Below are 22,251 nucleotides of genomic sequence, written 5' to 3' on the forward strand. Positions count from 1 at the left end.
TCTGATCCGGCCCCGGCCAATCTATCGCGCCAATTGGCGCCCGGCAATCAGCCTGCGCGGCTGGCCATCATCTGCTTCAGGCCCTCGGCCTGTTCGGCAACCGCCTGCGCCCCCAGCGGGCTGGCCTTGGCGCGGGCCCACCAGGCGGCAAGGCCCGGCTGCGCCGCCACCAGTGCCTTGGTCGGCATCGGGCCATCCAGGGCATCAAGGAAGAAGAACAGCGGGATCAGCGCCGCATCTGCCTGGGTGAAGCTGTCGCCATAAGCGAACGCGTCACCGGCGTTGCGGTAATGTTCGATATAACCAAGCGCCTCGCCCATGCCCTTCAGCGCATCCGGCACGCCAGCCGGGTTCTCGCGGCCGCGGAACAGGCCACCCAGTTGCGGCACGACATAGCTATCAGCCAGCCGCACCAGCAACCGCACCTTGGTGGCGCCCACGATGTCGGCCGGGATCAGCCTGGGCCCGGGCAGCGCCAGATCGAGATAATCGGCGATGACCTGGCTTTCCGGCAGCGCCAGATCGCCATCAACCAGCAGCGGCATTTTCCCCGTCGGGCAGAGCGCCAGATATTCCGGGCACTTGATGCCGCCTTCGAACGACGCCAGCGTGACTTCCGCGCCCTTGGCCCGGCTGACCAGCAGCGGCCGCATCACGAAGGGCGAAAGCTTGCCACCATAGAGGATCATCGCGTTTTTCCTTGTCTTACAGGCCGATGGCGGCGCGATAGGTTTCCAGCAGCGCTTCGGCTTCCTGCCGTGCGGCTGTCTCCATCTTGCGCAGGCGCACCAGCGTCTTCATCGTCTTGATGTCGAACCCGGTGCCCTTGGCTTCGGCATAGACGTCCTTGATGTCGTCGGCGATGCCCTTCTTTTCCTCTTCCAGCGTCTCGATGCGCTCGATGAACAGGCGCAGCTGGGTGGCGGACACATTTTCTTCGCTCATGGTGGTCCCTGCAGTGAATGGAGATGCGCTGCGGTTATCTGACCGCCTCGTTCTTCGCCAGCGATTCGGCCATGCGGTCCAGCTGTTCCTGGGAGGCCGGCTGCTGATGCAGTGCCTTCCACGCGGCTTGCGTCATGCCATGGACATGGGTGCGGCCCTCGTCCTTGCTCAACGTCAGGCCACGGCGCTCGGCTTCCTCGTGCAGCCAGTCGCCCAGGCAGTTGCGGCAGAAACCGCTCCAGCCCATCAGGTCGATATTCTGCACGTCGCTGCGCTGGCGCAGATGCTGCATCAGCCGGCGAAAGGCTGCGGCTTCAAGTTGTTCCCGCACTGCGTCATCGCTCAGGATTGTCATTGACCTGTCTCTCTCCTGTGGCAATGCGCCGCATCAGCCGCTAGGGTGCGGCCAAATTCGCACATATTGGGACGCATCATGAGCCGACATCTTCAACCACGCGGCCGCCGGGTCAAGGTGCTTGCCACGCTGGGCCCGGCTTCGGCCAGCGAGGAGATGATTGGCAAGCTGCACGCCGCCGGTGCCGATGCCTTTCGCGTGAACATGAGCCACGGCAGCCACGAAAGCCAGGGCAAGCTGATCCAGGCCGTGCGCGCCGTGGAAAAGGCCAATGGCCGCCCGATCGCCATCCTCGCCGATCTGCAGGGGCCGAAACTGCGCGTCGGCCGCGTGGCCGGCAGTGGCGCCGAGCTGGTGAAGGGCCAGGCCTTCCGCTTTGATCGCAGCTCGGCGCCGGGCGACGCCACCCGCGTGTGCCTGCCGCACAAGGAGATTTTCGCCGCGCTCACCCCCGGCGCCCGCCTGCTGGTGGACGATGGCAAGGTGGTGCTGCGGGCCACGGCGGTTTCGGCCGAAGCCATTGATTGCATCGTGGAAGTGCCCGGCCTCATCAAGGACAACAAGGGCGTCAACGTGCCCGACGTGGTGGTGCCGCTGCCGGCGCTGACCCCCAAGGACCGGGCCGATCTCGCCTTCGCGCTCGATTGCGGCGTGGACTGGGTGGCGCTGAGCTTTGTGCAGCGCCCGGAAGACGTTGCCGAAGCCCGTCGCCTGATCGGTGGCAAGGCGCTGCTGCTGGCCAAGATCGAGAAGCCGGCAGCGCTGGAGCGGCTGGAGGAAATTTTGGAAATCGCCGATGCGGTGATGGTGGCGCGTGGCGATCTGGGCGTGGAACTGCCGCCACAGAATGTGCCGCCGGCGCAAAAGCGTATCGTCGCCATGGCGCGCAGCCAGGGCAAGCCGGTGGTGGTGGCGACACAGATGCTGGAATCGATGATCACCAGCCCGTCCCCCACCCGCGCCGAAGTATCGGACGTGGCGACTGCCATCTATGACGGGGCCGATGCCGTGATGCTGTCGGCCGAAAGCGCCGCCGGGTCGTGGCCGGTGGAGGCCGTGAGCATGATGGACGCCATCGCCGCCCAGGTGGAGGCCGATCCCAGCTATCACGGCCGGGTGCATTTCACCGAAGTCGCCGCCGGCCGCTCGACGCCGGCCGCCATCACCGCTGCTGCCGCCGATATCAGCCGCACCATCGGGGCGCGGGCCATCGTGTGCTTCACCATTTCCGGCTCCACCGCCAGCAGAGCCGCCCGGGAACGGCCGTCGGTGCCGGTGCTGTGCCTCACCCCCAGCCAGACGACGGCGCGGCGCATGGGGCTGGTGTGGGGCGTTCATGCCGTCACCACCCGCGACGTTGGCAGCTTTGAAGAGATGGTCGCCAAATCCAAGCGCATGGCGCTGCGCACCGGCCTGGCGCGCGGTGGTGACCCGCTGGTGCTGATTGCCGGCGTGCCGTTTTCAACGCCGGGCACCACCAATGTGGTGCATGTCGTGCGGCTGACCGGCGACGAGCTGAAGAATTATTGAGGGGGCAGAGCATTACCCTCCCCCAACCCCTCCCTGGCAGGGAGGGGTGAAGTGGTGCTCCCCTCCCTGTCCAGGGAGGGGTTGGGGGAGGGTGCCGAGCGCAGCGAGACTCACGCCAGCAGGCCGAGCCGCGCCAATTCCGCCGCCAGCGGTTCTCGGCCGGTGAACAGGTGACCGAGGAAGCCATTGGCCTGCGCCGCCATCACATTGTCGGCGCGGTCATCGATGAAGATGGCGTCACCTGGCTCCAGACCAAAGCGGCGCAGCGCCAGCTGATAGATGGCGGGATCGGGCTTTGCCAGACGCTCCGTGCCGGACACGACAATATCGATGAAATGATCGAACACCGGCCATTCGGGCCGGAATTGCGCCCAGAATTCATGGCTGAAATTGGTGATGGCAAACAGCGGCACACCGCGCGCGGCCAGCCGTTCCACCAGTTCCACCATGCCGGGAATCGGGCCAGGCACGGTTTCGTTGAAGCGCGGGCCATAGAGGCGGATCAGATCGGCTTCGGCCGGAAAGCGGTCGATCAGTTCGGCGCTGGTTTCGGCAAATGGCCGGCCCATGTCGTGCTGGAAATGCCATTCCGGCGTGACGACATTGGCAAGGAACCAATCCAGCCGCGCCGGATCAGCGATGAAGCGGGCATAGAAGGCGCGCACATCCCAATCGACGATGACATTGCCGATATCGAAGACGACCGCACGCAGCATCATGAGGGCCCAGAAACAGCAAAACCCCCGCCGGATGGCAGGGGTTTGCAAGGCAACGCGCCAGCCACAATGGCTGGCAGCGGCAACATCAGCCCTGGCGGGCCTTGAAGCGGCGGTTGGTCTTGTTGATCACATAGGTGCGGCCACGGCGGCGCACGACCTGGCAATCACGGTGGCGGCCCTTGAGGCTCTTGAGGCTGTTGCGGATCTTCATGATCAATCCCGGCAAGTGAATCGGTGGTCGAAAGGAACCGGCGAGCTAAGGGAGGCAGCCGGCTTTGTCAACCGATGGCGACATTTGCCAGCGTCTCCTGTGTATGAGACGCTTTCGCTATTCCACATTGAATGGGGAGACTCCACCATGGAACGCCGTGCGATCAATCCCACACCCTGGCTTGCCAATTTCAGTGTGAGTCACGCCATCGAGGTGAAGGGCGGAAGCCGAACGCTCTATCTTTCCGGGCAAACGTCCACCGCTGCCGACGGATCCTCCCTCCATGCCGGCGACCTGGTGGCCCAGTTTGCCACTGCCTGGGCCAATCTCAAGGAGGCACTGGCCGCGGCTGACATGACGCCGACCAACGTGGTGCGCCTCAACTTCTATACCACCGATGTCGAGCAATTCATGGCCAAGGCCGGTGAAATCGTGCCGATCTATGCGGCCGATGGCGTGCAGCCGACGTGCACGCTGCTGGGCGTGACACGTCTGTTCGATCCCGCCTTGATGATCGAACTGGAAGCGACGGCGGTCGCCTGAACCACCCTTGCTTGGCCGCAGCTGAAGTGCGACCAGACGGGTACTGATGCGCGCCAGTTGAGTGAAGCCAATGACCCGCCACATGATTTTCCCTGCCCTTATGGCCGCCCTGCTGGTGCCGGTTAAGGCCCATGCCGCCACCGTGAAGGTGGAGTTGGCACGCTTCCATATCCTGGCGCCGCCGGCTCCGTCGCTGGCGGGCAGCAGCATCATGGTGGAGCCGGCCGATCCGGCGGCGGTATCCTCGCTTCAGTTCGGCGCACTGGCGGCAGCGGCCAATGCGGAACTGGCGCGCGCCGGTTTCAAGCTGATGGCCGCTGGCCAACCGGCCGATCATGTTGCCCGCATCAGCCTGACCGGCACCAGCGAGGTGGTGCGCAAACGTTCCCCCATCTCCATTGGCGTGGGCGGCAGTACCGGTGGCTGGAACGGCGGCGTGGGCGGCGGTGTGTCCTTCCCGATCGGCGGCGGCACCCGCATGGTGACCGCCGCGCAGCTGACCATGCAGATCCGCCGGGTGCGCGACAACAGCGTGCTGTGGGAAGGCCGGGCCAGTGCCATTGCGCCCGGCCCGGATGCGCTCAGCGCCGCGCCGGTGCTGCTGCAGGCCTTGCTCAAGGGCTTTCCCGGCGGCAATGGCCAAAGCGAGACGGTAAAGGTGAAGACGACCCCATGATCAGTATCGACAGCGCGTTCGACTCCGGCAACATCAGAATCGAGCGCATCAGCGGCCCGCACGACATCGTGCTGAGCATCCCAAAGGACGCGCACAGCGACTTCTACCAATGGTTCCATTTCCGCCTGTCGGGCGCCAGGGGCCAGCGCTGCCTGATCCGCATCATCGATCTGAAGGGCAGCGCCTATCCCGATGGCTGGCCGGGCTATCGCGCCGCCATGTCGGCCGATCGCCAGCGCTGGACGCGAGCGAAGACCAGTTACGACCCGTCATCAGCCAACGGCACGCTGACCATCGAAGTGACACCCGAGGTGGACCAACTCTGGTTTGCCTATTTCGCGCCCTACAGCCTGGAACGGCACCATGATCTGATCGCCCGCATGGCGGCGGCGCCGGGCGTTGCTGCCGATGTGCTGGGCCACAGCCTAGATGGCCGGCCGATTGATCGACTGGTCATGGGCACGGGTGCAAAGACCATCTGGCTCTATGCCCGCCAGCATCCGGGCGAAAGCATGGCGCAATGGTGGATGGAAGGTGCGTTGGAGCGACTGACCGATCCCCATGACCCGGTGGCACGAAAGCTCCGCCAACTGGCCACGTTCCACATCGTGCCCAACATGAATCCGGATGGCAGTATCCGCGGCCATTTGCGCTGCAACGCGGCCGGCGTGAACCTCAACCGCGAATGGGCCGCGCCATCGGCGGAAAAATCGCCGGAAGTGTTGTGCGTGCTGGGTGCGATGGACAAGACCGGCTGTGACCTTGCCATGGATGTGCACGGCGACGAGGCCATCCCGCAGGTGTTCATCGCCGGCTTTGAAGGCATCCCGTCGATCACCAACAAGCAACTGGCGCTGCTGGCCGATTACAAGATGCGGCTGGCGCGGATCACGCCGGATTTCCAGACAGCCAAGGGCTATCCCATCGCCCGCCCCGGCACTGCCAACCTTGCGATGAGCACCAACCAGTTGGCCGAACGCTTCGGCTGCGTGGCGATGACGCTGGAAATGCCGTTCAAGGACAATGACGATCTGCCCTGCCCCGACCATGGCTGGTCGCCGGAACGATCGAAGCTGCTGGGCCGCGATTGCCTGGCCGCCATGTTGGAGATCATGCCCGATCTGTGAACGACCTTGGCGCTTTGGTGGGGTGACGGGCGCTGGCGACGGCCCCTATCGTGCCGGCCAAAGGGAGAGCGCCATGACCTATACCCATATCCTGTTCGACGAAGCCGAAGGCATCGCCACCATCACCCTCAACCGTCCGCAGGTGATGAACGCGCTCCATATCGGCGTGATCAGCGAAATGATCGACGCGGTGGATCGGGTGCGGGATGAAGGCAGCGCCCGCGTGCTGGTGCTCACCGGCGCGGGCCGGGCCTTCTGTTCGGGTGCCGATCTGGCCGGGGGCGGCGCCGGGGGCGGCGCGCAACGCTCTGGCCCGCCCGACGCCGGCGCCGTGCTGGAAACCCATTTCAACCCGTTGCTGGAGCGGCTGTTCGCGCTGCCGGTGCCGTTCATCACCTCGGTCAATGGCGCCGCGGCGGGTGCCGGCTGTTCCTATGCGCTGGCCGGCGACATCGTGATTGCCGGCAAATCCGCCTATTTTCTGCAGGCTTTCGTCAACATCGGGCTGGTGCCCGACGTTGGTTCGACCTGGCTGTTGCCGCGCCTCGCTGGCCGCGCGCGGGCGCAGGCGATGATGATGCTGGGCGAACGGATCCCAGCTGAAACCGCGCTGGATTGGGGCATGGTGTACAAGGTGGTCGACGATGCCGATCTCGCCGCCGCCACCCGCGCCGTGGCCGAGAAACTGGCGAAAGGGCCGACCAGATCCTATGCGCTGATCCGTCAGGGCATCCGCGATTGCCTGGATGTATCGCTGTCCGAAGGCCTGATGGTCGAGCGCCGCAATCAGCTGAAAGCTGGCCGCAGCGCCGATTTCATCGAAGGGGTGAGCGCCTTCCTGCAGAAGCGGCCCGCCGCGTTCACAGGGAAGTAGGGGGTTCGCTCCGCTCACACCCTCCCCCAGCCCCTCCCTTGCAGGGAGGGGAGCAGAAGAAGCCTCCCCTCCCTGCAAGGGAGGGGCTGGGGGAGGGTGCCGAGCAGCGCGAGGCCTTCTTACCTCATCACCAGCACCGGCTTCACCGCCTTGCCACTGGCCATGTCGGCCACGGCCTCGTTGATCGCCTCCAGCGGATATTCCCGCACCAGCGGCGCGTGATTGAAGCGGCCGGCGCGGTGGCGGTCGATCAGCCACGGGATGAAGCTCTGCGGATCGGCATCGCCTTCCACCGCGCCCTTCAGCGATCGGCCGCCGAGCAGCGTGTTGGGATTGAAGGTGATTTCCGTGCCCGGCGCCGTGACGGCCAGCATGGCCAGCTCGCCGCGGCTGGCCAGAGCCTCCAGCCCGGCGCGGATCACCGGCGACGCGCCGGTGGTATCGACAATACGATCGATACCGATGGCCACGATCGCACGCAGGGCCGCCATGACATCGCGTCCGTCCGCCAGGATCGTGTGGGTCGCGCCCAATTGCCGGGCAAGCTCCAGTCGCTCCGCCACCCGGTCGATGGCGATGATGCTGTGGCAGCCGCGATCAACCGCCGCCAGCATCGCCGCCAGGCCCACCGAGCCGGCGCCCATCACGGCAAAGCTGTGTTCCGCCTGCACGTTGAGGGTATTATAGGCCGTGCCTGCGCCGGTCTGCAGGCCACAACCAAAGGGCGCCGCCAGGGCGAACGGCACATCGTCGGCCAGTTTCACCGTATTGCGGGCATAGGCGATGGCGTGATCGGCAAAGCTGGATTGGCCGAAGAAGCCGCCATAGACCGGCTGGCCATTCTGGCGCATCGGCACCCGGCCATCGGGCAGCACGCCGGCATAGTTGAGTGCCATGAAGTTGCTGCAATATTGCGGATGATCATGGCCGCAGTTGGCGCAGGCACCGCAACTGGCATAGCTGAGCACCACCCGGTCACCGACCGCCACATGGCGGACACCCGCGCCCACCGCCAGCACCGTGCCGGCACCTTCATGGCCCAGAACCTGCGGCAGCGGCGTGCCCTGCTCATAACGCTGCACGCCCACATCGGTGAAGCAGATACCGCACGCCGCCAGCTTGATCAGCAATTGCCCCGGCCCCGGATCGACCAGTTCCACCTGCTCGATGGCATAGGGGCCACCACGCTGTCGCAATACGGCGGCACGAACGGGCATCGGCATGGCAAACTCCCCAAATTCCCCAAGATAGTGTCGCGCTTGCAGCTTCGACCCGCAAGCGCCAGATTGCGCATCAGAGCAATATTTTGGGACCAGAACGACATGATCATTTATGGTGCCGGACTTTCGCCCTTCGTGCGCAAGGTTCTGGCTGTGGCTGCTGAAAAGGGCCTGTCCGTCGAGCTGAAGAACGTTGGCCTGGGCGATCCCGATCCGGAATTCCGCGCTGCCAGCCCATTCGGCAAGATGCCGGCGCTGCGCGATGGCGACTTCACCCTGGCCGACAGTTCGGCCACCGCCCATTATCTGGATGCCAAGGTGCCGGAACCGGCGCTGATCCCGGCCGATCCGCAGCAGCGCGGCCGGGTGGTGTGGTTTGACGAATTTGCCGACACCATTTTCCAGCCGCCAGCTGCCAAGATCTTCTTCAACCGTGTCGTCGCCCCCATCCTGCAAAAGCGGCCCGGCGACGAAGCCGCCGCCGAGTCTGGCGCGCGAGAGCTGGAACCGATCCTCGACTGGCTGAACGCGGCGATTCCCGGCGATGGCCATCTTGTCGGCGGGCGCTTCACCCTGGCCGATATTTCGGTGGCCAGCGTGTTCGTGAATCTGGCCCACGCCGGCTGGCACATCGATGCCGATCGCTGGCCGCGATTGGCGGCTTATGTGGCTGATATTCTTGCCCGCCCCTGCCTTGCCGGGCTGGTGGCGCGGGAGAATGGCTTCATGGCCCGGCTGACGGCCCCGCGCACCGCTTGACCACGCGCCCGCGCCCGTCCAGATACGGCGACCATGGAACCGCCTGCCGCCACCCCGCCCAGTTTCGAGGAAGCTCTGCGCGAACTGGAAGATATCGTGCGCAAGCTGGAATCGGGCGATCTCAGCCTGGATGACAGTATCCGCCTCTATGAACGCGGACAGGCGCTCAAGTCATTGTGCGAGGCGCGGCTCAATGATGCCCGCATGCGTATCGAACAGATCCAGCAGAGTGCCGCCGGTGAAGCCGTCGCCACCCGCCCCTTCGACGCGCAATAAGGGGGAACGACGATGGTGCAGCCCTCGCTCAGCCTGAAACCCGCCCTTGATGCCATCGGCAAGGCCATTGATCAGCGCTTTGACCGGCTGCTGGCTGTGCCGGATGATCCGCGCGCGCGCCTGTATGAAGCCATGCGCCATTCGGTGATCGGCGGCGGCAAGCGCATGCGGCCGCTGCTGGTGGTGGCGGCCTGCGACATCTTTCAGGTCAATCGCGAGCAGGCGCTGCGCGTCGCGCTCGCGATCGAATGTATCCACCGCTATAGCCTGATTCACGATGATCTTCCGTGCATGGACAATGACGACATGCGCCACGGCAAGCCCACCGTGCACAAGGCCTTTGACGAAGCCACTGCCGTGCTGGCCGGCGATTGCCTGCATGATCTGGCGTTCGGTATCCTCGCCGATCCGGCCACCCATGAAGACCCGGCGGTGCGGCTCGAACTGGTGACCGAACTGGCGATCCACAGCGGCCCGGCCGGCATGGCCGGCGGCCAGATGATGGACATGGTGGCCGGCGACGTGGCCTATGATCTGGCCGGCATCACCCGCCTGCAACAATTGAAGACCGGCGCGCTGATACAGTGGTGCCTGGAAGCCGGCGCCATCATGGGCCGCGCATCGGAAGCCAGCCGCAAATCGCTGCGTGGCTATGCCCGCGATCTCGGACTGGCGTTCCAGATTGCCGATGATCTGCTCGATGTCGAAGGCGAATCCGCCAAGACCGGCAAGGCCGTGCAGAAGGATGCCGCCGCCGGCAAGGCGACCTTCGTTTCGCTGATGGGCGTTGAACGCGCCCGCACCCAGGCCAACATGCTGATCGATCAGGCCATCGCCCACCTATCTGCGTTCGGGCCAGAGGCCGACCTGTTGCGTGCCATCGCCCGCTTTGCCGTAGAGCGTGACCGGTAAGGAACCCGCCCATGACCACGATTGGCCCGCGTATCGGCGTCTATCCCGGCACTTTCGATCCAATGACGCTTGGGCATATGGACATCATCCGTCGCGGCGCGCGGCTGGTGGACCTGCTGGTGATCGGCGTCGCCACCAACCCGTCGAAATCGCCGATGTTCACGCTCGCTGAGCGGAAGGCGCAGATTGCCCGGGAATGCGCCGAAATCGGCAATGTCGAGGTGGTGGAATTCGACGAACTGCTGATGTCGTTTGCCGAACGGCTCGGCGCCACGGTGATCGTGCGCGGCCTGCGCGGTGCCGGCGATTTTGAGTATGAGTTCCAGATGACCGGCATGAACCGTGCCCTGAACGACGATATCGAACAGGTCTTCCTGATGGCCGATGTCGCCTTGCAGCCGATCGCTTCACGCCTGGTCAAGGAAATCGCTGTCTATGGTGGCGACATCCACAAGTTCGTTCCGCCCCGCATCGCCGACGACGTGATGGCCCGGGTGACGGAAATGGGCATGAAAGGCCAATGATGCGATTTTCGTTGTTGATTGCTGCAGTTCTTGCGCTGGCCACCGGCCCGGCCCTTACCGGCGCCCTGGCCCAGCCGGCGCGTCCGGACCCCAAGGATTTGAAGGCCCCGCCCAAGCTGCCGGAAATGGCGGCGCCGTCCAATATTGCCGGCATGATCGCCCAGGTGGATCCGGAAAATGTGCTGGTGCTCGATCTGTCGTCGGGCGGCCGCGTGAAGATCGTCATGCGCCCCGATGTGGCGCCCAAGCATGTCGAGCGCATCAAGACGCTGGCGCGCCAGGGCTTTTACGATGGCACCATCTTCCACCGCGTCATCGATGGCTTCATGGCGCAGGGCGGTGATCCGACCGGCACCGGCACCGGCGGTTCCAAGCTGGACGATCTGAAAGCCGAGTTCAACGATCTGCCGCACGTGCGGGGCGCCGCCGCCATGGCGCGTTCGCAAAGCGACGACAGCGCCAACAGCCAGTTCTACATCGTGCTGATGCCAGCGCTGAAGCTGGATCGCACCTACACCGTGTGGGGCCGCGTCGTGGAAGGCATGGCGTTTGTCGATGGCATCGAAAAGGGAGAGCCGCCGGAAAACCCGTCGCGCATCATCAAGGCCAGCATCGCGGCCGACAAGGTGCCCCCGCCCGATTTCGCCGCGCTCAAGGCCGCCGCAACGCCGATTCCAGCCGGCGTGCTCAATCTGCCGCCGCCGACGGGGCCGCAGCCGCCGCGCTGATTCCGCCGCTTCCAGTTTCCACCAAAGGGCTGTTCCCCCGATGCTGCCAGAGATGCTTGTCTCTGATTTCGATTTCCACTTGCCTGAAGACCGCATCGCGCTGCGGCCGGTGAGCCCGCGTGACAGCGCCCGGCTGCTGACCGTGCGCGGCAGGAATGTCGGCGCATTGGATGATCTCCTCTTCACCGATCTGCCCGGCCAGCTGCGCGCCGGCGACGTGCTGGTGGTGAACGATACCCGCGTCATCCCGGCGCAATTGTTTGCAACCGTGGGTGAAGCCGCCATCGGCGTGACGCTGCACAAGCGCGAATCCGACAACCGCTGGTGGAGCTTCGTCAAGAACGCCCGCCGCCTGAAGCCGGGCATCCGCGTGGATTTCAGCCAGGGCGGCCGTGCCGTGCTGATCGGCGAGGTAATCGAAAAGGCCGACGAGGGCGGCGTGCTCTGGCAGTTCGAAACCGCTGGCCAGCCGCTGGAATCAGCGCTGCACAGCGTGGGCGAGATGCCACTTCCGCCCTATATCGCGCGCCGACGCAACATCGATGCCCAGGATTTCAGCGATTACCAGACGCTACACGCCGCCAGGGATGGCGCTGTCGCGGCCCCCACCGCCGGCCTGCATTTCACGCCGCGCCTGTGGTCGGCCCTGCATGCAGCCGGCATCAGCCGCGAGACCGTGACCCTGCATGTGGGGGCTGGCACCTTCCTGCCCGTAAAGGCCGACAAGGTCGAGGATCACCAGATGCACGCCGAATGGGGCAGCATCGACGATCAGACCGCGCTGCGCCTCAACGCCGCCCGCGCCACTGGCGGCCGCATCATTGCCGTGGGCACCACCAGCTTGCGCCTGCTCGAATCCGCGGCCGACAGCGAGGCCAATGGGAGCGGCGCCATACGGGCTTTCTCCGGCGATACGTCGATCTTCATCACCCCCGGCTATCGCTGGAAGGCCGTCGACGGCCTGATCACCAATTTCCATCTGCCGCGCTCGACCCTGTTCATGCTGGTCAGCGCGCTGATGGGGTTGGACGTGATGCGATCGGCCTATGCCCACGCCATCGAGAAGGACTATCGTTTCTACAGCTATGGTGACGGCAGCCTGTTGCTGCCTTGAGCCACCAATCGGCCCAGCAGAGGCAGGACGAGCTGTTTCGTTCACATTTCTTTCGTTTTGATAAATAGCTGTTGTCGAATCAATCCGGTGCGTCCTAGGGTGGCGGCATGGCTGAGTATCATGTGTCCAAAATCGAAGTGCTGCCTGGCAGCGATGGTTATGTGGCGGAGCGGCTGGGCGGCGCCGGCTGGTCAGACATGGCAGTCAACATCATGTCCTATGTCCGCCGCAATCAGCACAGCTTCGTGATGGCCACGTCGGATGGCGATGCCCGGTTCGTGGTGATGCGCGATGCCGCTGGCGCGGATTGCCTCGTGGCCGTCGACGGCAACGGTCAGCTGGTGCAGCTCAGCCGACTCGTGGCGCCCGCTCCGGCCCCGGCGGCCACGCAGCGGCCGGCCTGGTCCCTGCGCAGTCGTTTGAACCGCCTGCTCGGAACCACCGCCCGCGCCTGAAGCGACGGCGTGCAGCTTTCCTTCTGAGGGCCAGACCATGAGTGTTGCCTTCACCAGGGAATCAGACGCGGAAGCCGTTGCCGCCGATCTGCCGGACCGGCCGATCCCGGCGCACCCGAATCTCGTCACCGCTACGGGTCTGGCCCAGATCGAGATGGCATTGACTGCCGCCCGCGCCGCCTATGCCGAGGCCCAGGCCAGCGACCAGATCAGCAGCGACCGCACCGCCATGGCCCGCGCCACCCGCGATCTGCGCTATTGGTCCGCCCGGCGCACCTCGGCGCAGCTGGTGGAGGCCCGGCCCAGTGATGGCAGCGTCGGCTTTGGCAGCCGCGTGTCGTTCGAGCGTGCCGACGGCCGCATCCAGCGCTATGCCATCGTTGGCGACGATGAAGCCGATCCGGCCCAGGGCAGTGTCAGCTATGTCTCGCCGCTGGCGCGCGCCATGATTGGCAAGATGGCTGGCGATGTGGTGATCCTCGCCGGGCAGGACGTGGAGATCGTTGCGGTCGACTAACCCGCAGCGTTCATCGCCCAGTTGGCCAGCACCAGGAACGCCGTGCCGCCGGCAAGCCCATGCGCGGCCAGGATCGTGCCCATGTTGGCGGGGTGCGATTTGGCCATGATCCCGGCAAACAGGCCGACCACCGCCGTGATGCCCAGCAAGACCAGCGCGATGGTGGCATTCTGCTTCAGATCGGGGCTGCCGCCCACCTTTGTGGTGGTCAGCATCACGGCTTCCAGGCCGCCAAACCCCAGGATGAGATGCAGGGCCTGCAGGGCGCGCGGCGGGCGCTTCTCGCTCAGGAAATACCAGCCCAGCGCCAGCCCCAACGCAACGGTGGTTCCATAGATCATGATCGGCAACCAGATCAGCATTGCTGCGCCTCCCCTGCCCATCCGCTTATAGCAGTTGTCATCCCCGCGTCACGCCTCGAGCGCGGCACAGCTGACCGGTTCGCGCCGCACCACCACCGGCCACCACCAGCCAGGCCGCCAGCGCAACGCCATGCAGCCGCCGATCTGATAATCGTTGTAACTGCCCGAACTGGCAAACAGCCCGCCCACCTTGTGATCGGTGCGGTCATTGTCACCCGGCACCGGTGTCGTCACCACGTGATAGCTGCGCCGCCCGCGCCGGCCGCGACTGACATATTTTTCGGTCACGGCCACCACGATTTCCTGTGAACCGCCGGGCGGCAGGATGGCATTGCCCAGGTGCAGCAGGGTCACTGCCACCAGCATGCCGGCAAAGATCGCGGCAATCAACGCGCCGATCCCCGATTTGCCATCGGCCATGGCATCGATCTGCGCGGCGCGCCAGAAGGGCAGGCTGAACAGCACACCCACCGCGGCCGCCAGCAGCGATGCCCACTCCCATCCCCCAGCCAGCGGCTCCGGCCAGCTGGTGATGATCGCGCCAACCGACAGGCCGGCGGCAATGAACAGCGGCATGGCGGACGGCAGATTGAGGCGCATGCAGGCCAGCATATCGGTTGCATGGACCTCGACAAGCCCCGGCTGCGGCGCTTTTTCCCGTCGCGCTGGCAAGGCTGGCGCTCCCGGCAAAGGCGCGTATAACCCGTCGCCGTGAACGACGATCTGCGTCTTGATCCGCGGGCCGACGAGGCCCCGGATGCGCTGGAAGAAGGCCGGCTGAGCCGCGCCTTTGTCAGCGACGTTGCTGCTGCCGTGGAGGCCGGCGACGATGATGGCGTTCGCGCGCTGGTCAGCCCGTTGCACCCGGCCGATATCGCCGATCTGTTTGCTGCGCTGGCTGCCGATATGCGTGCGCCGCTGGCCGATGCGCTGGGCGAACTGCTGGGCGCCGAAGTCATCGCCGAGCTCGACGATTATGTGCGCGAAGACGTGCTGGACGCACTCTCGCCCGGCGAGGTGGCCGAAGTCGTCACCCAGCTCGATACCGATGATGCCGTGGCGGTCATCGAGGATCTGGAGGCCGACGAACAGCGCGAGGTGCTGCGCGCGCTGGCGCCGGAAGACCGCGCCGACATCGAAGCCGCGCTGAACTACCCGGAAGAATCCGCCGGCCGCCTGATGCAGCGCGACCTGGTGGCGGTGACTGAAACGATGAGCGTGGTCGGCGTCATCGATCGCATCCGCGCCAGCATCGATCCGGCGACGGACTTCTGGGAAATCTTCGTTGTCGATATCGCCGGGCGCCCCATTGGTACCATGCGGCTTTCCTGGCTGCTCACCGCGCCACCCGACCTGATGGTAGCTGACGTGATGAAGCGCGAGCAGACGCTGATCCCGGTCACCATGGACCAGGAGGAAGTGGCGCTGCAGTTCCAGAAATATGCGCTGATTTCCGCCGCCGTCGTGGATGATGCCGGCAAGCTGGTCGGCGTCATCACCGTAGACGACGTGGTGCACATCATCCAGGCCGAAGCCGGCGAGGACGTGCTGAAACTGTCGGGCGCCGGCGATGGCGACATCAACGAGCCGGTGCTGAGCACCTATCGCACCCGCTCGCGCTGGCTGGTCGCCAACCTGATCACCGGGCTCGTTTCGGCCAGCGTCATCGGCGCCTTTTCGGCCAGCATCGAGGCGCTGGTGGCCCTCGCCGCGCTGTCGCCCATCGTCGCCAGCGTCGGCGGCAATGCCGGCAACCAGACGATGGCCGTCACGGTACGCGCGCTTGCCACCAACCAGCTGACCGACAGCAACACGCGCCGCACCATCTGGCGCGAGATCCGCGTGGCGTTCCTGAATGGCCTCACGCTGGCGGCGCTGATGGCGGCCGGCGTCATGCTGGTGTTCGGCAATGCCAATCTGGGCCTGGTGATCGCGGCGGCCATGCTGTTCAACATCGTGGTGGCCGGCCTCGCTGGGGTGATGGTGCCGCTCACCCTCGACCGGCTGGAGGCCGACCCGGCGGTGGCGTCGTCGGTGTTCGTGACGATGATCACCGATTCGATGGGCTTCTTCGCCTTCCTCGGCCTCGCCACGCTGGTGGGCGTGCAGTACCTGGGCTGATGCTGCATCTCACCAAGGTGGCCGCCGGCTGCCCCGATATCGAGACATTGGCCGCCCGGCAGGCGCACTGGTGGGGCGCGAGCCGCGCCGGGGCGCACACCCGCTTCATGCCGAAACGTGCCGAGGAACTGATCGGCGGCTCGATCTTCTGGATCATCGGCCACCGGCTGGTGGCGCGGCAGACCATCCTTGCCATCGAAATGGCCAACACCGACTGGGGCCCGAAATGCGCCATCGCGCTGCAGCCCGGCCCGGTGCGGGTGGCACCGCGCCCGTGCCGCGCCCACCAGGGCTGGCGCTATCTGGCCGCCGAGGACGCGCCGCCGGACCTGGGGGAAGGCCCCGGCGACGGCATCGACGCCCTGCCTGCCGGCCTGGTGCGCGAACTGCAAAGCCTGTGGCTGATCTGAACCGCTTACCCCCCAACGTGAGTTACGCATTTAACACAGAGTTGACCTTTGGCTGTGCTGGCGGCATACAACAGTCCATGTTTGCCACTGATCGTCCCATCTATCGCCAGATCCGCGATCTGATCATCGATCGCATCCTCACACTAGGGGATGGCGCCATGCTGCCTTCCGTGCGGGCGCTGGCCGCCGAAGCAGGCGTGAACCCGCTTACTGTCGCCAAGGCCTATCAGGACCTGCAGAGCAGCGGACTGGTGCGAGCGAAGAAGGGCGTCGGCCTGTTTGCCGCCGATGGCGCACTGAACAATCTGCTCGCTCAGGAACGCAACCAGTTCCTCACCGAGGAATGGCCGCGCGTGCAGGCCCGCATCAGCCAGCTCGGGCTGGACGTGGCAGACCTGTTCGAACAGGCCTGAGGCTTACCAGCGCTCTGTTACCACTCTTCTTCTGGCCACCACGGGAACACATTCTCCGGCATGTGCTGGCTCACCGTGTCGGGATAGGTCGGCTTGCGCTTCTCGAGGAAGCTGACCACGCCCTCCTTCGCATCCCCTGAGCGCCCGCGCATGTAGACCATGCGGCTGTCGAGCCGGTGCGCGTCCCACGGGCTGGCGGCACCCGCCATGCGCCACAGCATCTGGCGGGTGAGCGCGACCGATACCGGCGCGGTGTTCTCGGCAATTTCCAGCGCCAGCGCGCGGGCGGCGGGCAGCAGATCATCGGGCGCGTGGGTGGAGCGGGTGAGGCCGCCCTTCTCGGCTTCGGTCGCGTCGAACACCCGGCCGGTCATGCACCATTCCAGCGCCTGCGGCAGGCCGACGAGCTTGGACAGGAACCAGCTCGACCCCGCCTCCGGCACGATGCCGCGCCGGGCAAAGACGAAACCGAAGCGGGCGGTGTCGCTGGCCAGCCGCATGTCCATCGCCAGCTGCATGGTCGCGCCAATGCCGACGGCCGGGCCATTCACGGCCGCAATCACCGGTTTCAAGCTGCGGAAGATGCGCATCGTCACCTGGCCGCCGCCGTCGCGGGTGGCCGGGTGGCGCCAATCGATGCTGCCATCCTCGCGCACCGGGTTGGCGCTGCGCGCACCGCCCAGTTTCTCGTAATCGAAGGTGGCGGCACCGGCGCTGAGGTCCGCCCCGGCACAGAAGGCGCGGCCACGGCCGGTGACGATGACGGCCTTCACCGCGTCATTGGCGTCGGTCTCGTCAAACGCTGCGATCATCTCGGCCATCATCACGCCCGTGAAGGCGTTCAGCTTGTCCGGCCGATCAAGGGTGATGGTGGCAATGGGGCCGTCGATATCGAGGGCGATCTGGGTATAGGTCATGGTCTGCTCCTTTACCCCTCTCCCCTTGCGGGAGAGGGCGAGAGACGCCGAAGGCGGCCCGGGGTGAGGGGTTCATGAAGCGCCCCGTGAGCCGCCCCTCACCCCGCCGCGCCTGCGGCGCGAGTCGACCCTCTCCCGCAAGGGGAGAGGGTATTTGTCACAACGCCTCGATGATCGTCACGTTGGCCAAGCCGCCGCCTTCGCACATCGTCTGCAGGCCCCAGCGCTTGCCGCGGGCGTGCAGGGCGTGCACCAGCGTCGTCATCAGCTTGGTGCCCGACGCGCCGAGCGGATGGCCGAGCGCAATCGCACCGCCGTTGACGTTCAGGCGGGCATGATCGGCTTCCAGCACCTGCATCCACGCCATCGGGATCGAGGCAAAGGCCTCGTTCACTTCATACAGATCGATGTCGCCGATGTTCATGCCGGCGCGCTGCAGCGCCTTCTTGGTCGCGCCGATCGGGGCTTCCAGCATGATCACCGGGTCTTCGCCCACCACGGTCATGGTGTGGATGCGGGCCAGCGGCTTGACGCCCAGCGCCTTCAGCCCACGCTCGTTGACGATCATCACGCCCGAAGCGCCGTCGCAGATCTGGCTGCTGGTCGCCGCCGTCAGCCGGCCGCCGTCGGGGTTGATCAGCTTTACGCCCTTCACGCCTTCCAGGCTGACGTCGAAGCGGATGCCTTCGTCCTGTCGGTGCACCAGCGGGTTGCCGTCATGATCGGTCACATCGATGGGCACGATTTCGGCATCGAAGGCGCCAGCCTTGGCCGCCGCGCCGCCGCGAACCTGGCTTTCATAGCCAAATTCATCGAGCATGTCCTTGGTCAGCCCATATTTGGCGGCGATCAACTCGGCGCCGGTGAACTGGCTGAACTGGATGCCTGGATAGCGCGCCGCCATCGCCTCGCCATAGGGCATGCCCATGCCAGCCTTGGCCGGCAGTGCCACCGTCATGCCCATCGGCACGCGCGTCATCGATTCGACACCGGCGGCGATCACCACGTCCATCTGGCCGCTCATCACCGTGGCGGCGGCGAAATGCACCGCCTGCTGGCTGGAACCGCACTGGCGGTCGACGCTTGTGCCCGGCACCGATTCCGGCAGTTTGGAGCTGAGCACGGCGTTGCGCGCGACGTTGGTGCTCTGCTGGCCGCCCTGGCCCACGCATCCCATGATCACATCCTCGATCAGGGCCGGATCAACGCCCGTCTTGTCCACCAGTGCATCCAGCACCTTGCCGGCCAGATCGGCCGGATGCCAATCGCGCAGCAGGCCGCCACGACGGCCACCTGCGGTGCGCTGGGCGGCAACGATATAGGCTTCGCTCATTCTTCCCACTCCTGATCGAGAGATTCGCAACGCAGCACTTTACGCCGCTCACCCCCTTGGGCATTGACGGACGAAATAATCAGGGAGAGGCGAATGCGCCGCCATTGGGGAATCGTCGCTGTCGCATTGGCCTTGGCAACTCAGCCGGGGGATGCCGCGCCCGCCAGCGCGCCAGCGAAGAAGGCTGCACCCGCCAAGCCGGTTGCCAAACCGGCGCCAGCAAAGCCCGCTGCCAAACCGGCAGCGGCGGCTATCATCACCCCCGCCCCCCTACCCGACACGCCGGAAATCCAGGCGCTGCGCCGCGCCTTTCGCTTTGGTTTTGCGCCCTACGAAATGCTGCGCACCCGCCAGATGCAGATCAGCCGGGTGAGCGCTGCCGGCATGGGCACTGGGATCAACGCGCTGGTCCCGCGCCTCACGCTGGCCGATGCCAACACGAGGGACGTGACGACACCCAACAATGACACGCTCTATGGCTCAGCCTGGCTCGATCTGGCCCAGGGGCCGGTGTTCTTCTCGATCCCCGGCCTCAATCGCTATCACTCGGCGGCACTGATGAGCATCACCGGCGATGTGGTCGCCCTGCTCGGCACGCGCACCAATGGCCGCACTGGCGGGCGCTATGCCATCGTGGGCCCCAATTGGCGCGGCGATCTGCCAGCGGGCGTTGAAATGGTGCGCTCACAGTCGAACGATGCCTGGCTGCTGGTGCGGGTGGTGGTGAACGGCGAGGAGGATCTGGCCGCGGCTGCCGATGGGCTCACCCGCTTCACCCTGTCGGCTGTGGCCGGCGACACCCCGCTTGATCTGAAGGTGCCGACGCGGCCCGACGGGCAGGCCTTCCTCACCACGGTCAACACCGCGATCGAGCGTTCGGGTGATGCGCTGCTGGCCAATCGCGCCACGCAATTTGCCGATCAGGGCCTTGGCAGGACGTGGGACTCGCTGACACCGGAACAGCAGAAACTGTGGAATGACAGCCTGCCAGCGTTGATCCACGAACTGCGCGCCGGGCTGTTCGATGGCGACGGTATTGATGGCTGGGTCTATCCGCCTTTCAACATGGCGCTGTATGGCGAGGATGACGATCTGCGCGCCCGCGTCGCACTCGGCGGCCTGGCCGCCCTGCCGCGCATCGAGGCGGTCTATGTTTCGGCCAGCAAGGATGGCCAGGGCCGCCGGCTGACCGGCGACAAGAGCTGGCGGGTGAAGATTCCGGCCAATGTGCCAGTGGGCGGTTTCTGGTCGCTGACCATGTATGAGCAGACACAGGATGGCCGGCTGTTCTTCGTGCCGAACGAACTGAACCGCTTCGCTGTGGGTGATCGTTCGCAGCATCTGCGCCCGGAACGCGACGGCAGCATCGAATTGTTCGTGCAGGCAACCAAGCCGTCGGGCGAGCGTGTGGTAAACTGGCTGCCAGCACCCAAGGGCAATTTCATCCTGATGTTCCGCGCCTATCTGCCCGGCGCGCCGTTGCTTGATGGCTCGTTCCGCCTGCCGCCGGTGACCGAAGACGAGATGATCCCATGAACGCAAACACGCGACAAGCCGGCAAGCACCTGTTCCTCGACATCCTGCATAGCGAGGGCGTGGAGATCATCTTCGGCAATCCCGGCACCACCGAATTGCCGCTGCTCGATGCCTTCGTGGTGGAAGACCGGTTGCGCTATGTGCTCGGCCTGAACGAAGTGGTGGTGATGGGCATGGCCGATGGCTGGGCCCAGGCCACCGGCAAGCTGGCCGTGTGCAACCTCCATGCCGCACCCGGTTTGGGCAACGCGATGGGCATGCTCTACAACGCGGCCAAGGCCGGCGCGCCGGTTCTGGTGACCGCCGGCCAGCAGGACATGAGCATCCGCCTGACGGAGCCGTTGCTGTGGGACGATCTGGCCACCATGGCGCGCCCGCTGTGCAAATGGTCGTTTGAAGTGAACAGCATCGAGGAACTGCCGCGCGCCGTACGCCGGGCGGCCAAGGTAGCCTTGACGGCGCCGACGGGCCCGGTGTTCCTCTCCATCCCCGGCGACGTGCTGACCGCCATGGCGCCCGAGGGCCTCGACATCGGCGCGCCGACCCGCATCGGTGGCGGCATCCGCGGTGATGCAAACGAGATCGCCAAGGCCGCTGCGTTGATCAGCCAGGCCGAAACTCCGGTGATCTTCGCCGGCGATTGCGTGGCCAACCGCGATGCCTTTGCCGAAATTGTCGCCTTCGCCGAAGCCGTGGGCGCGCCAGTGTACATGGAAGGCATGGCCAACCGCGCCGCCTTCCCGTCGAACCATCCGCTCTACGCCGGCACCGTGCCGCGCATGACGCCGGCCTTGCGCGCTGCCATGCAGAACCATGACCTGCTGATCAGCATCGGCGCTGACCTGCTTACGCAAAGCCAGGCCACGGGGGTCGAGGCGCTCGCGCCCGGCACCAGGGTGGTCCACCTCGATGATGAACCGTGGCAGATCGGCAAGAATTTCGCCGCCACCGCCGCCATTCAGGGCTGCCCGAAGGCGACGTTGCCGGAATTGACGACGTTGGTGCAGGGCTGCGGCGTGGGCCGCCGCGTCGGCGTCGAGGCGAAGATTGCCGGGGCCAGGGCGGCGTTGCATGCCAAGGCCGAAGCCGCGATGGGTGCGAGCCCGATGGACCCAATGGCCGTGCTGAAGCGGCTGGGCGAAGTGATGCCCGATGATGCCATCATCATCGAGGAATTGCTGTCCTCCGGCATGAACACCGTCCGCCAATTGCTGCCCGCCACCCGGCCTGACTCATGGTTCGGTATGCGCGGCGGCGGCATTGGCGTCGCCCTGCCGCAGGCCGCCGCCATGCAACTGGCCAACCCCGGCCGGCCGGTGGTGGCGCTGACCGGCGATGGCAGCCTGATGTATTCCGCCGCCGCGCTGTGGACCTGCGCGCACTACAAGCTGCCGGTCGTCACCATCGTGTTCAACAACAGCAGCTACCGCATCCTCAAGCAGCGCACCCGCGCCATCGGCGACCACAGCGCCCGTGAAGGGGTGTTCGTGGCGATGGACCTGGAAAACCCGCCCATCGACTTCATGGCGCTGGCGACAGCACATGGCGTGCAGGGCGTGCGGGTGGAGAGCATCCCGGCGCTGATCGATGCGTTCAAGGCCGCGCTGGCCAGCGATGCACCAACGCTGATCGAAGTGCCGGTGGCGCGAGCACCGTGAACCCACCCCCAAGCCC

At 65.7% G+C, this 22,251-nt stretch carries 28 protein-coding genes; 18 read left to right on the forward strand and 10 right to left on the reverse strand.

Annotation, left to right across the window (positions count from 1 at the left end):
• Positions 1-47: 47 nt before the first annotated feature.
• The 3 genes from D619_RS17370 to D619_RS0111635 are packed head-to-tail and all read right to left on the reverse strand — an operon-like array spanning position 48 to position 1,300.
• Positions 48-689 carry a glutathione S-transferase family protein gene (locus tag D619_RS17370; RefSeq protein ID WP_017668769.1) on the reverse strand — a complete coding sequence of 214 codons (642 nt, stop codon included), beginning with the start codon at positions 687-689 and terminating at the stop codon, positions 48-50.
• A gap of 16 nt (positions 690-705) precedes the next feature.
• Positions 706-945: a DUF2312 domain-containing protein gene (locus tag D619_RS0111630; protein WP_017668770.1), complete on the reverse strand. Its 240-nt coding sequence runs from the start codon at positions 943-945 to the stop codon at positions 706-708.
• A gap of 34 nt (positions 946-979) precedes the next feature.
• Positions 980-1,300 carry a DUF1244 domain-containing protein gene (locus D619_RS0111635; RefSeq protein ID WP_017668771.1) on the reverse strand — a complete coding sequence of 107 codons (321 nt, stop codon included), beginning with the start codon at positions 1,298-1,300 and terminating at the stop codon, positions 980-982.
• A 78-nt stretch (positions 1,301-1,378) separates the two neighbouring features.
• On the opposite strand from D619_RS0111635, the gene pyk reads away from it, so the two are divergent.
• Positions 1,379-2,830, forward strand: a complete 1,452-nt coding sequence (gene pyk / locus D619_RS0111640) for a pyruvate kinase (protein WP_017668772.1) — start codon at positions 1,379-1,381, stop codon at positions 2,828-2,830.
• A 110-nt stretch (positions 2,831-2,940) separates the two neighbouring features.
• Here the strand turns inward: pyk and D619_RS0111645 are convergent, their stop codons facing one another.
• Positions 2,941-3,549, reverse strand: coding sequence for an HAD family phosphatase (locus tag D619_RS0111645; RefSeq protein ID WP_017668773.1), 609 nt, complete (start codon positions 3,547-3,549; stop codon positions 2,941-2,943).
• A gap of 85 nt (positions 3,550-3,634) precedes the next feature.
• On the reverse strand, positions 3,635-3,760 hold the full coding sequence (gene ykgO, locus D619_RS0111650; RefSeq protein WP_017668774.1) for a type B 50S ribosomal protein L36: 126 nt from the start codon (positions 3,758-3,760) through the stop codon (positions 3,635-3,637).
• A gap of 147 nt (positions 3,761-3,907) precedes the next feature.
• On the opposite strand from ykgO, the gene D619_RS0111655 reads away from it, so the two are divergent.
• The 4 genes from D619_RS0111655 (at position 3,908) to D619_RS0111670 (ending at position 6,980) form a co-directional block, all read left to right on the forward strand.
• Entirely contained in the window at positions 3,908-4,303 is a 396-nt protein-coding gene (locus D619_RS0111655; RefSeq protein WP_017668775.1) for a RidA family protein, read from the forward strand.
• A gap of 82 nt (positions 4,304-4,385) precedes the next feature.
• Positions 4,386-4,979 (forward strand): DUF4136 domain-containing protein, encoded by a 594-nt coding sequence (locus D619_RS16460; RefSeq protein ID WP_193743307.1) that lies wholly within the window; start codon positions 4,386-4,388, stop codon positions 4,977-4,979.
• On the forward strand, positions 4,976-6,106 hold the full coding sequence (locus D619_RS0111665) for a M14-type cytosolic carboxypeptidase (protein WP_017668777.1): 1,131 nt from the start codon (positions 4,976-4,978) through the stop codon (positions 6,104-6,106). The genes D619_RS16460 and D619_RS0111665 overlap by 4 nt, the downstream gene beginning before the upstream one ends.
• A 73-nt stretch (positions 6,107-6,179) precedes the next feature.
• Positions 6,180-6,980 (forward strand): enoyl-CoA hydratase-related protein, encoded by an 801-nt coding sequence (locus D619_RS0111670; RefSeq protein ID WP_026090990.1) that lies wholly within the window; start codon positions 6,180-6,182, stop codon positions 6,978-6,980.
• Between the two features lie 119 nt (positions 6,981-7,099).
• On the opposite strand, the gene D619_RS0111675 is transcribed toward D619_RS0111670, so the two are convergent.
• On the reverse strand, positions 7,100-8,203 hold the full coding sequence (locus D619_RS0111675) for an NAD(P)-dependent alcohol dehydrogenase (protein ID WP_017668779.1): 1,104 nt from the start codon (positions 8,201-8,203) through the stop codon (positions 7,100-7,102).
• Between the two features lie 99 nt (positions 8,204-8,302).
• Between D619_RS0111675 and D619_RS0111680 the strand changes: the two genes are divergently transcribed.
• The 8 genes from D619_RS0111680 (at position 8,303) to greA (ending at position 13,485) form a co-directional block, all read left to right on the forward strand.
• On the forward strand, positions 8,303-8,959 hold the full coding sequence (locus D619_RS0111680; RefSeq protein WP_017668780.1) for a glutathione S-transferase family protein: 657 nt from the start codon (positions 8,303-8,305) through the stop codon (positions 8,957-8,959).
• A 33-nt stretch (positions 8,960-8,992) separates the two neighbouring features.
• Positions 8,993-9,235 carry an exodeoxyribonuclease VII small subunit gene (locus D619_RS0111685; RefSeq protein ID WP_017668781.1) on the forward strand — a complete coding sequence of 81 codons (243 nt, stop codon included), beginning with the start codon at positions 8,993-8,995 and terminating at the stop codon, positions 9,233-9,235.
• Positions 9,236-9,247: 12 nt separating this feature from the next.
• Positions 9,248-10,147 (forward strand): polyprenyl synthetase family protein, encoded by a 900-nt coding sequence (locus D619_RS0111690; RefSeq protein WP_017668782.1) that lies wholly within the window; start codon positions 9,248-9,250, stop codon positions 10,145-10,147.
• An 11-nt stretch (positions 10,148-10,158) separates the two neighbouring features.
• Positions 10,159-10,671, forward strand: a complete 513-nt coding sequence (gene coaD / locus D619_RS0111695) for a pantetheine-phosphate adenylyltransferase (RefSeq protein WP_017668783.1) — start codon at positions 10,159-10,161, stop codon at positions 10,669-10,671.
• Entirely contained in the window at positions 10,668-11,399 is a 732-nt protein-coding gene (locus D619_RS0111700; protein WP_017668784.1) for a peptidylprolyl isomerase, read from the forward strand. The genes coaD and D619_RS0111700 overlap by 4 nt, the downstream gene beginning before the upstream one ends.
• Positions 11,400-11,451: 52 nt before the next feature.
• Positions 11,452-12,513, forward strand: a complete 1,062-nt coding sequence (gene queA, locus D619_RS0111705) for a tRNA preQ1(34) S-adenosylmethionine ribosyltransferase-isomerase QueA (protein WP_020480476.1) — start codon at positions 11,452-11,454, stop codon at positions 12,511-12,513.
• A 107-nt stretch (positions 12,514-12,620) separates the two neighbouring features.
• Positions 12,621-12,968, forward strand: a complete 348-nt coding sequence (locus tag D619_RS0111710; protein WP_017668786.1) for a hypothetical protein — start codon at positions 12,621-12,623, stop codon at positions 12,966-12,968.
• Between the two features lie 37 nt (positions 12,969-13,005).
• A complete protein-coding gene (gene greA / locus D619_RS0111715) occupies positions 13,006-13,485 on the forward strand; it encodes a transcription elongation factor GreA (RefSeq protein WP_017668787.1) in 480 nt (159 codons plus the stop codon).
• Here the strand turns inward: greA and D619_RS16465 are convergent.
• Both D619_RS16465 and D619_RS0111725 read right to left on the reverse strand, forming a co-directional pair.
• Positions 13,482-13,847, reverse strand: a complete 366-nt coding sequence (locus tag D619_RS16465) for a hypothetical protein (protein WP_017668788.1) — start codon at positions 13,845-13,847, stop codon at positions 13,482-13,484. The two genes, greA and D619_RS16465, sit on opposite strands and share 4 nt — an antisense overlap.
• A 48-nt stretch (positions 13,848-13,895) precedes the next feature.
• Positions 13,896-14,447, reverse strand: a complete 552-nt coding sequence (locus D619_RS0111725) for a hypothetical protein (RefSeq protein WP_152417432.1) — start codon at positions 14,445-14,447, stop codon at positions 13,896-13,898.
• Between the two features lie 111 nt (positions 14,448-14,558).
• Between D619_RS0111725 and mgtE the strand changes: the two genes are divergently transcribed.
• From mgtE to D619_RS0111740, 3 genes are all read left to right on the forward strand, one after another.
• Positions 14,559-15,968, forward strand: a complete 1,410-nt coding sequence (gene mgtE / locus D619_RS16470; protein ID WP_017668790.1) for a magnesium transporter — start codon at positions 14,559-14,561, stop codon at positions 15,966-15,968.
• Entirely contained in the window at positions 15,968-16,378 is a 411-nt protein-coding gene (locus D619_RS0111735) for a DUF1489 domain-containing protein (protein ID WP_017668791.1), read from the forward strand. Before mgtE ends, D619_RS0111735 begins: the two co-directional genes overlap by 1 nt.
• A 77-nt stretch (positions 16,379-16,455) precedes the next feature.
• The gene (locus tag D619_RS0111740) at positions 16,456-16,791 is read left to right on the forward strand and encodes a GntR family transcriptional regulator (protein WP_017668792.1); all 336 of its coding nucleotides are present in this window, start codon (positions 16,456-16,458) and stop codon (positions 16,789-16,791) included.
• Positions 16,792-16,808: 17 nt separating this feature from the next.
• Here the strand turns inward: D619_RS0111740 and D619_RS0111745 are convergent, their stop codons facing one another.
• Both D619_RS0111745 and D619_RS0111750 read right to left on the reverse strand, forming a co-directional pair.
• Complete coding sequence (locus tag D619_RS0111745; protein WP_017668793.1) at positions 16,809-17,708, reverse strand: crotonase/enoyl-CoA hydratase family protein; 900 nt, start codon at positions 17,706-17,708, stop codon at positions 16,809-16,811.
• 157 nt (positions 17,709-17,865) lie between these two features.
• A complete protein-coding gene (locus tag D619_RS0111750) occupies positions 17,866-19,041 on the reverse strand; it encodes an acetyl-CoA C-acetyltransferase (protein WP_017668794.1) in 1,176 nt (391 codons plus the stop codon).
• A 93-nt stretch (positions 19,042-19,134) separates the two neighbouring features.
• On the opposite strand from D619_RS0111750, the gene D619_RS16475 reads away from it, so the two are divergent.
• Positions 19,135-20,577, forward strand: a complete 1,443-nt coding sequence (locus D619_RS16475; RefSeq protein ID WP_017668795.1) for a DUF1254 domain-containing protein — start codon at positions 19,135-19,137, stop codon at positions 20,575-20,577.
• Positions 20,574-22,235 (forward strand): thiamine pyrophosphate-binding protein, encoded by a 1,662-nt coding sequence (locus D619_RS0111760; RefSeq protein WP_017668796.1) that lies wholly within the window; start codon positions 20,574-20,576, stop codon positions 22,233-22,235. Before D619_RS16475 ends, D619_RS0111760 begins: the two co-directional genes overlap by 4 nt.
• Positions 22,236-22,251: the final 16 nt, after the last annotated feature.

This window comes from Sandarakinorhabdus sp. AAP62 (assembly GCF_000331225.1).
In the GTDB taxonomy this organism is placed as follows: domain Bacteria; phylum Pseudomonadota; class Alphaproteobacteria; order Sphingomonadales; family Sphingomonadaceae; genus Sandarakinorhabdus.

What these genes read in the sequence shown, in the direction of transcription:
- D619_RS17370 (WP_017668769.1), bottom strand. Translation starts at nt 689, where the DNA reads ATGATCCTCTATGGTGGCAAGCTTTCGCCCTTCGTGATGCGGCCGCTG.
- D619_RS0111630 (WP_017668770.1), bottom strand. Translation starts at nt 945, where the DNA reads ATGAGCGAAGAAAATGTGTCCGCCACCCAGCTGCGCCTGTTCATCGAG.
- D619_RS0111635 (WP_017668771.1), bottom strand. Translation starts at nt 1,300, where the DNA reads ATGACAATCCTGAGCGATGACGCAGTGCGGGAACAACTTGAAGCCGCA.
- pyk (WP_017668772.1), top strand. Translation starts at nt 1,379, where the DNA reads ATGAGCCGACATCTTCAACCACGCGGCCGCCGGGTCAAGGTGCTTGCC.
- D619_RS0111645 (WP_017668773.1), bottom strand. Translation starts at nt 3,549, where the DNA reads ATGATGCTGCGTGCGGTCGTCTTCGATATCGGCAATGTCATCGTCGAT.
- ykgO (WP_017668774.1), bottom strand. Translation starts at nt 3,760, where the DNA reads ATGAAGATCCGCAACAGCCTCAAGAGCCTCAAGGGCCGCCACCGTGAT.
- D619_RS0111655 (WP_017668775.1), top strand. Translation starts at nt 3,908, where the DNA reads ATGGAACGCCGTGCGATCAATCCCACACCCTGGCTTGCCAATTTCAGT.
- D619_RS16460 (WP_193743307.1), top strand. Translation starts at nt 4,386, where the DNA reads ATGATTTTCCCTGCCCTTATGGCCGCCCTGCTGGTGCCGGTTAAGGCC.
- D619_RS0111665 (WP_017668777.1), top strand. Translation starts at nt 4,976, where the DNA reads ATGATCAGTATCGACAGCGCGTTCGACTCCGGCAACATCAGAATCGAG.
- D619_RS0111670 (WP_026090990.1), top strand. Translation starts at nt 6,180, where the DNA reads ATGACCTATACCCATATCCTGTTCGACGAAGCCGAAGGCATCGCCACC.
- D619_RS0111675 (WP_017668779.1), bottom strand. Translation starts at nt 8,203, where the DNA reads ATGCCGATGCCCGTTCGTGCCGCCGTATTGCGACAGCGTGGTGGCCCC.
- D619_RS0111680 (WP_017668780.1), top strand. Translation starts at nt 8,303, where the DNA reads ATGATCATTTATGGTGCCGGACTTTCGCCCTTCGTGCGCAAGGTTCTG.
- D619_RS0111685 (WP_017668781.1), top strand. Translation starts at nt 8,993, where the DNA reads ATGGAACCGCCTGCCGCCACCCCGCCCAGTTTCGAGGAAGCTCTGCGC.
- D619_RS0111690 (WP_017668782.1), top strand. Translation starts at nt 9,248, where the DNA reads ATGGTGCAGCCCTCGCTCAGCCTGAAACCCGCCCTTGATGCCATCGGC.
- coaD (WP_017668783.1), top strand. Translation starts at nt 10,159, where the DNA reads ATGACCACGATTGGCCCGCGTATCGGCGTCTATCCCGGCACTTTCGAT.
- D619_RS0111700 (WP_017668784.1), top strand. Translation starts at nt 10,668, where the DNA reads ATGATGCGATTTTCGTTGTTGATTGCTGCAGTTCTTGCGCTGGCCACC.
- queA (WP_020480476.1), top strand. Translation starts at nt 11,452, where the DNA reads ATGCTTGTCTCTGATTTCGATTTCCACTTGCCTGAAGACCGCATCGCG.
- D619_RS0111710 (WP_017668786.1), top strand. Translation starts at nt 12,621, where the DNA reads ATGGCTGAGTATCATGTGTCCAAAATCGAAGTGCTGCCTGGCAGCGAT.
- greA (WP_017668787.1), top strand. Translation starts at nt 13,006, where the DNA reads ATGAGTGTTGCCTTCACCAGGGAATCAGACGCGGAAGCCGTTGCCGCC.
- D619_RS16465 (WP_017668788.1), bottom strand. Translation starts at nt 13,847, where the DNA reads ATGCTGATCTGGTTGCCGATCATGATCTATGGAACCACCGTTGCGTTG.
- D619_RS0111725 (WP_152417432.1), bottom strand. Translation starts at nt 14,447, where the DNA reads ATGCGCCTCAATCTGCCGTCCGCCATGCCGCTGTTCATTGCCGCCGGC.
- D619_RS0111735 (WP_017668791.1), top strand. Translation starts at nt 15,968, where the DNA reads ATGCTGCATCTCACCAAGGTGGCCGCCGGCTGCCCCGATATCGAGACA.
- D619_RS0111740 (WP_017668792.1), top strand. Translation starts at nt 16,456, where the DNA reads ATGTTTGCCACTGATCGTCCCATCTATCGCCAGATCCGCGATCTGATC.
- D619_RS0111745 (WP_017668793.1), bottom strand. Translation starts at nt 17,708, where the DNA reads ATGACCTATACCCAGATCGCCCTCGATATCGACGGCCCCATTGCCACC.
- D619_RS0111750 (WP_017668794.1), bottom strand. Translation starts at nt 19,041, where the DNA reads ATGAGCGAAGCCTATATCGTTGCCGCCCAGCGCACCGCAGGTGGCCGT.
- D619_RS16475 (WP_017668795.1), top strand. Translation starts at nt 19,135, where the DNA reads ATGCGCCGCCATTGGGGAATCGTCGCTGTCGCATTGGCCTTGGCAACT.
- D619_RS0111760 (WP_017668796.1), top strand. Translation starts at nt 20,574, where the DNA reads ATGAACGCAAACACGCGACAAGCCGGCAAGCACCTGTTCCTCGACATC.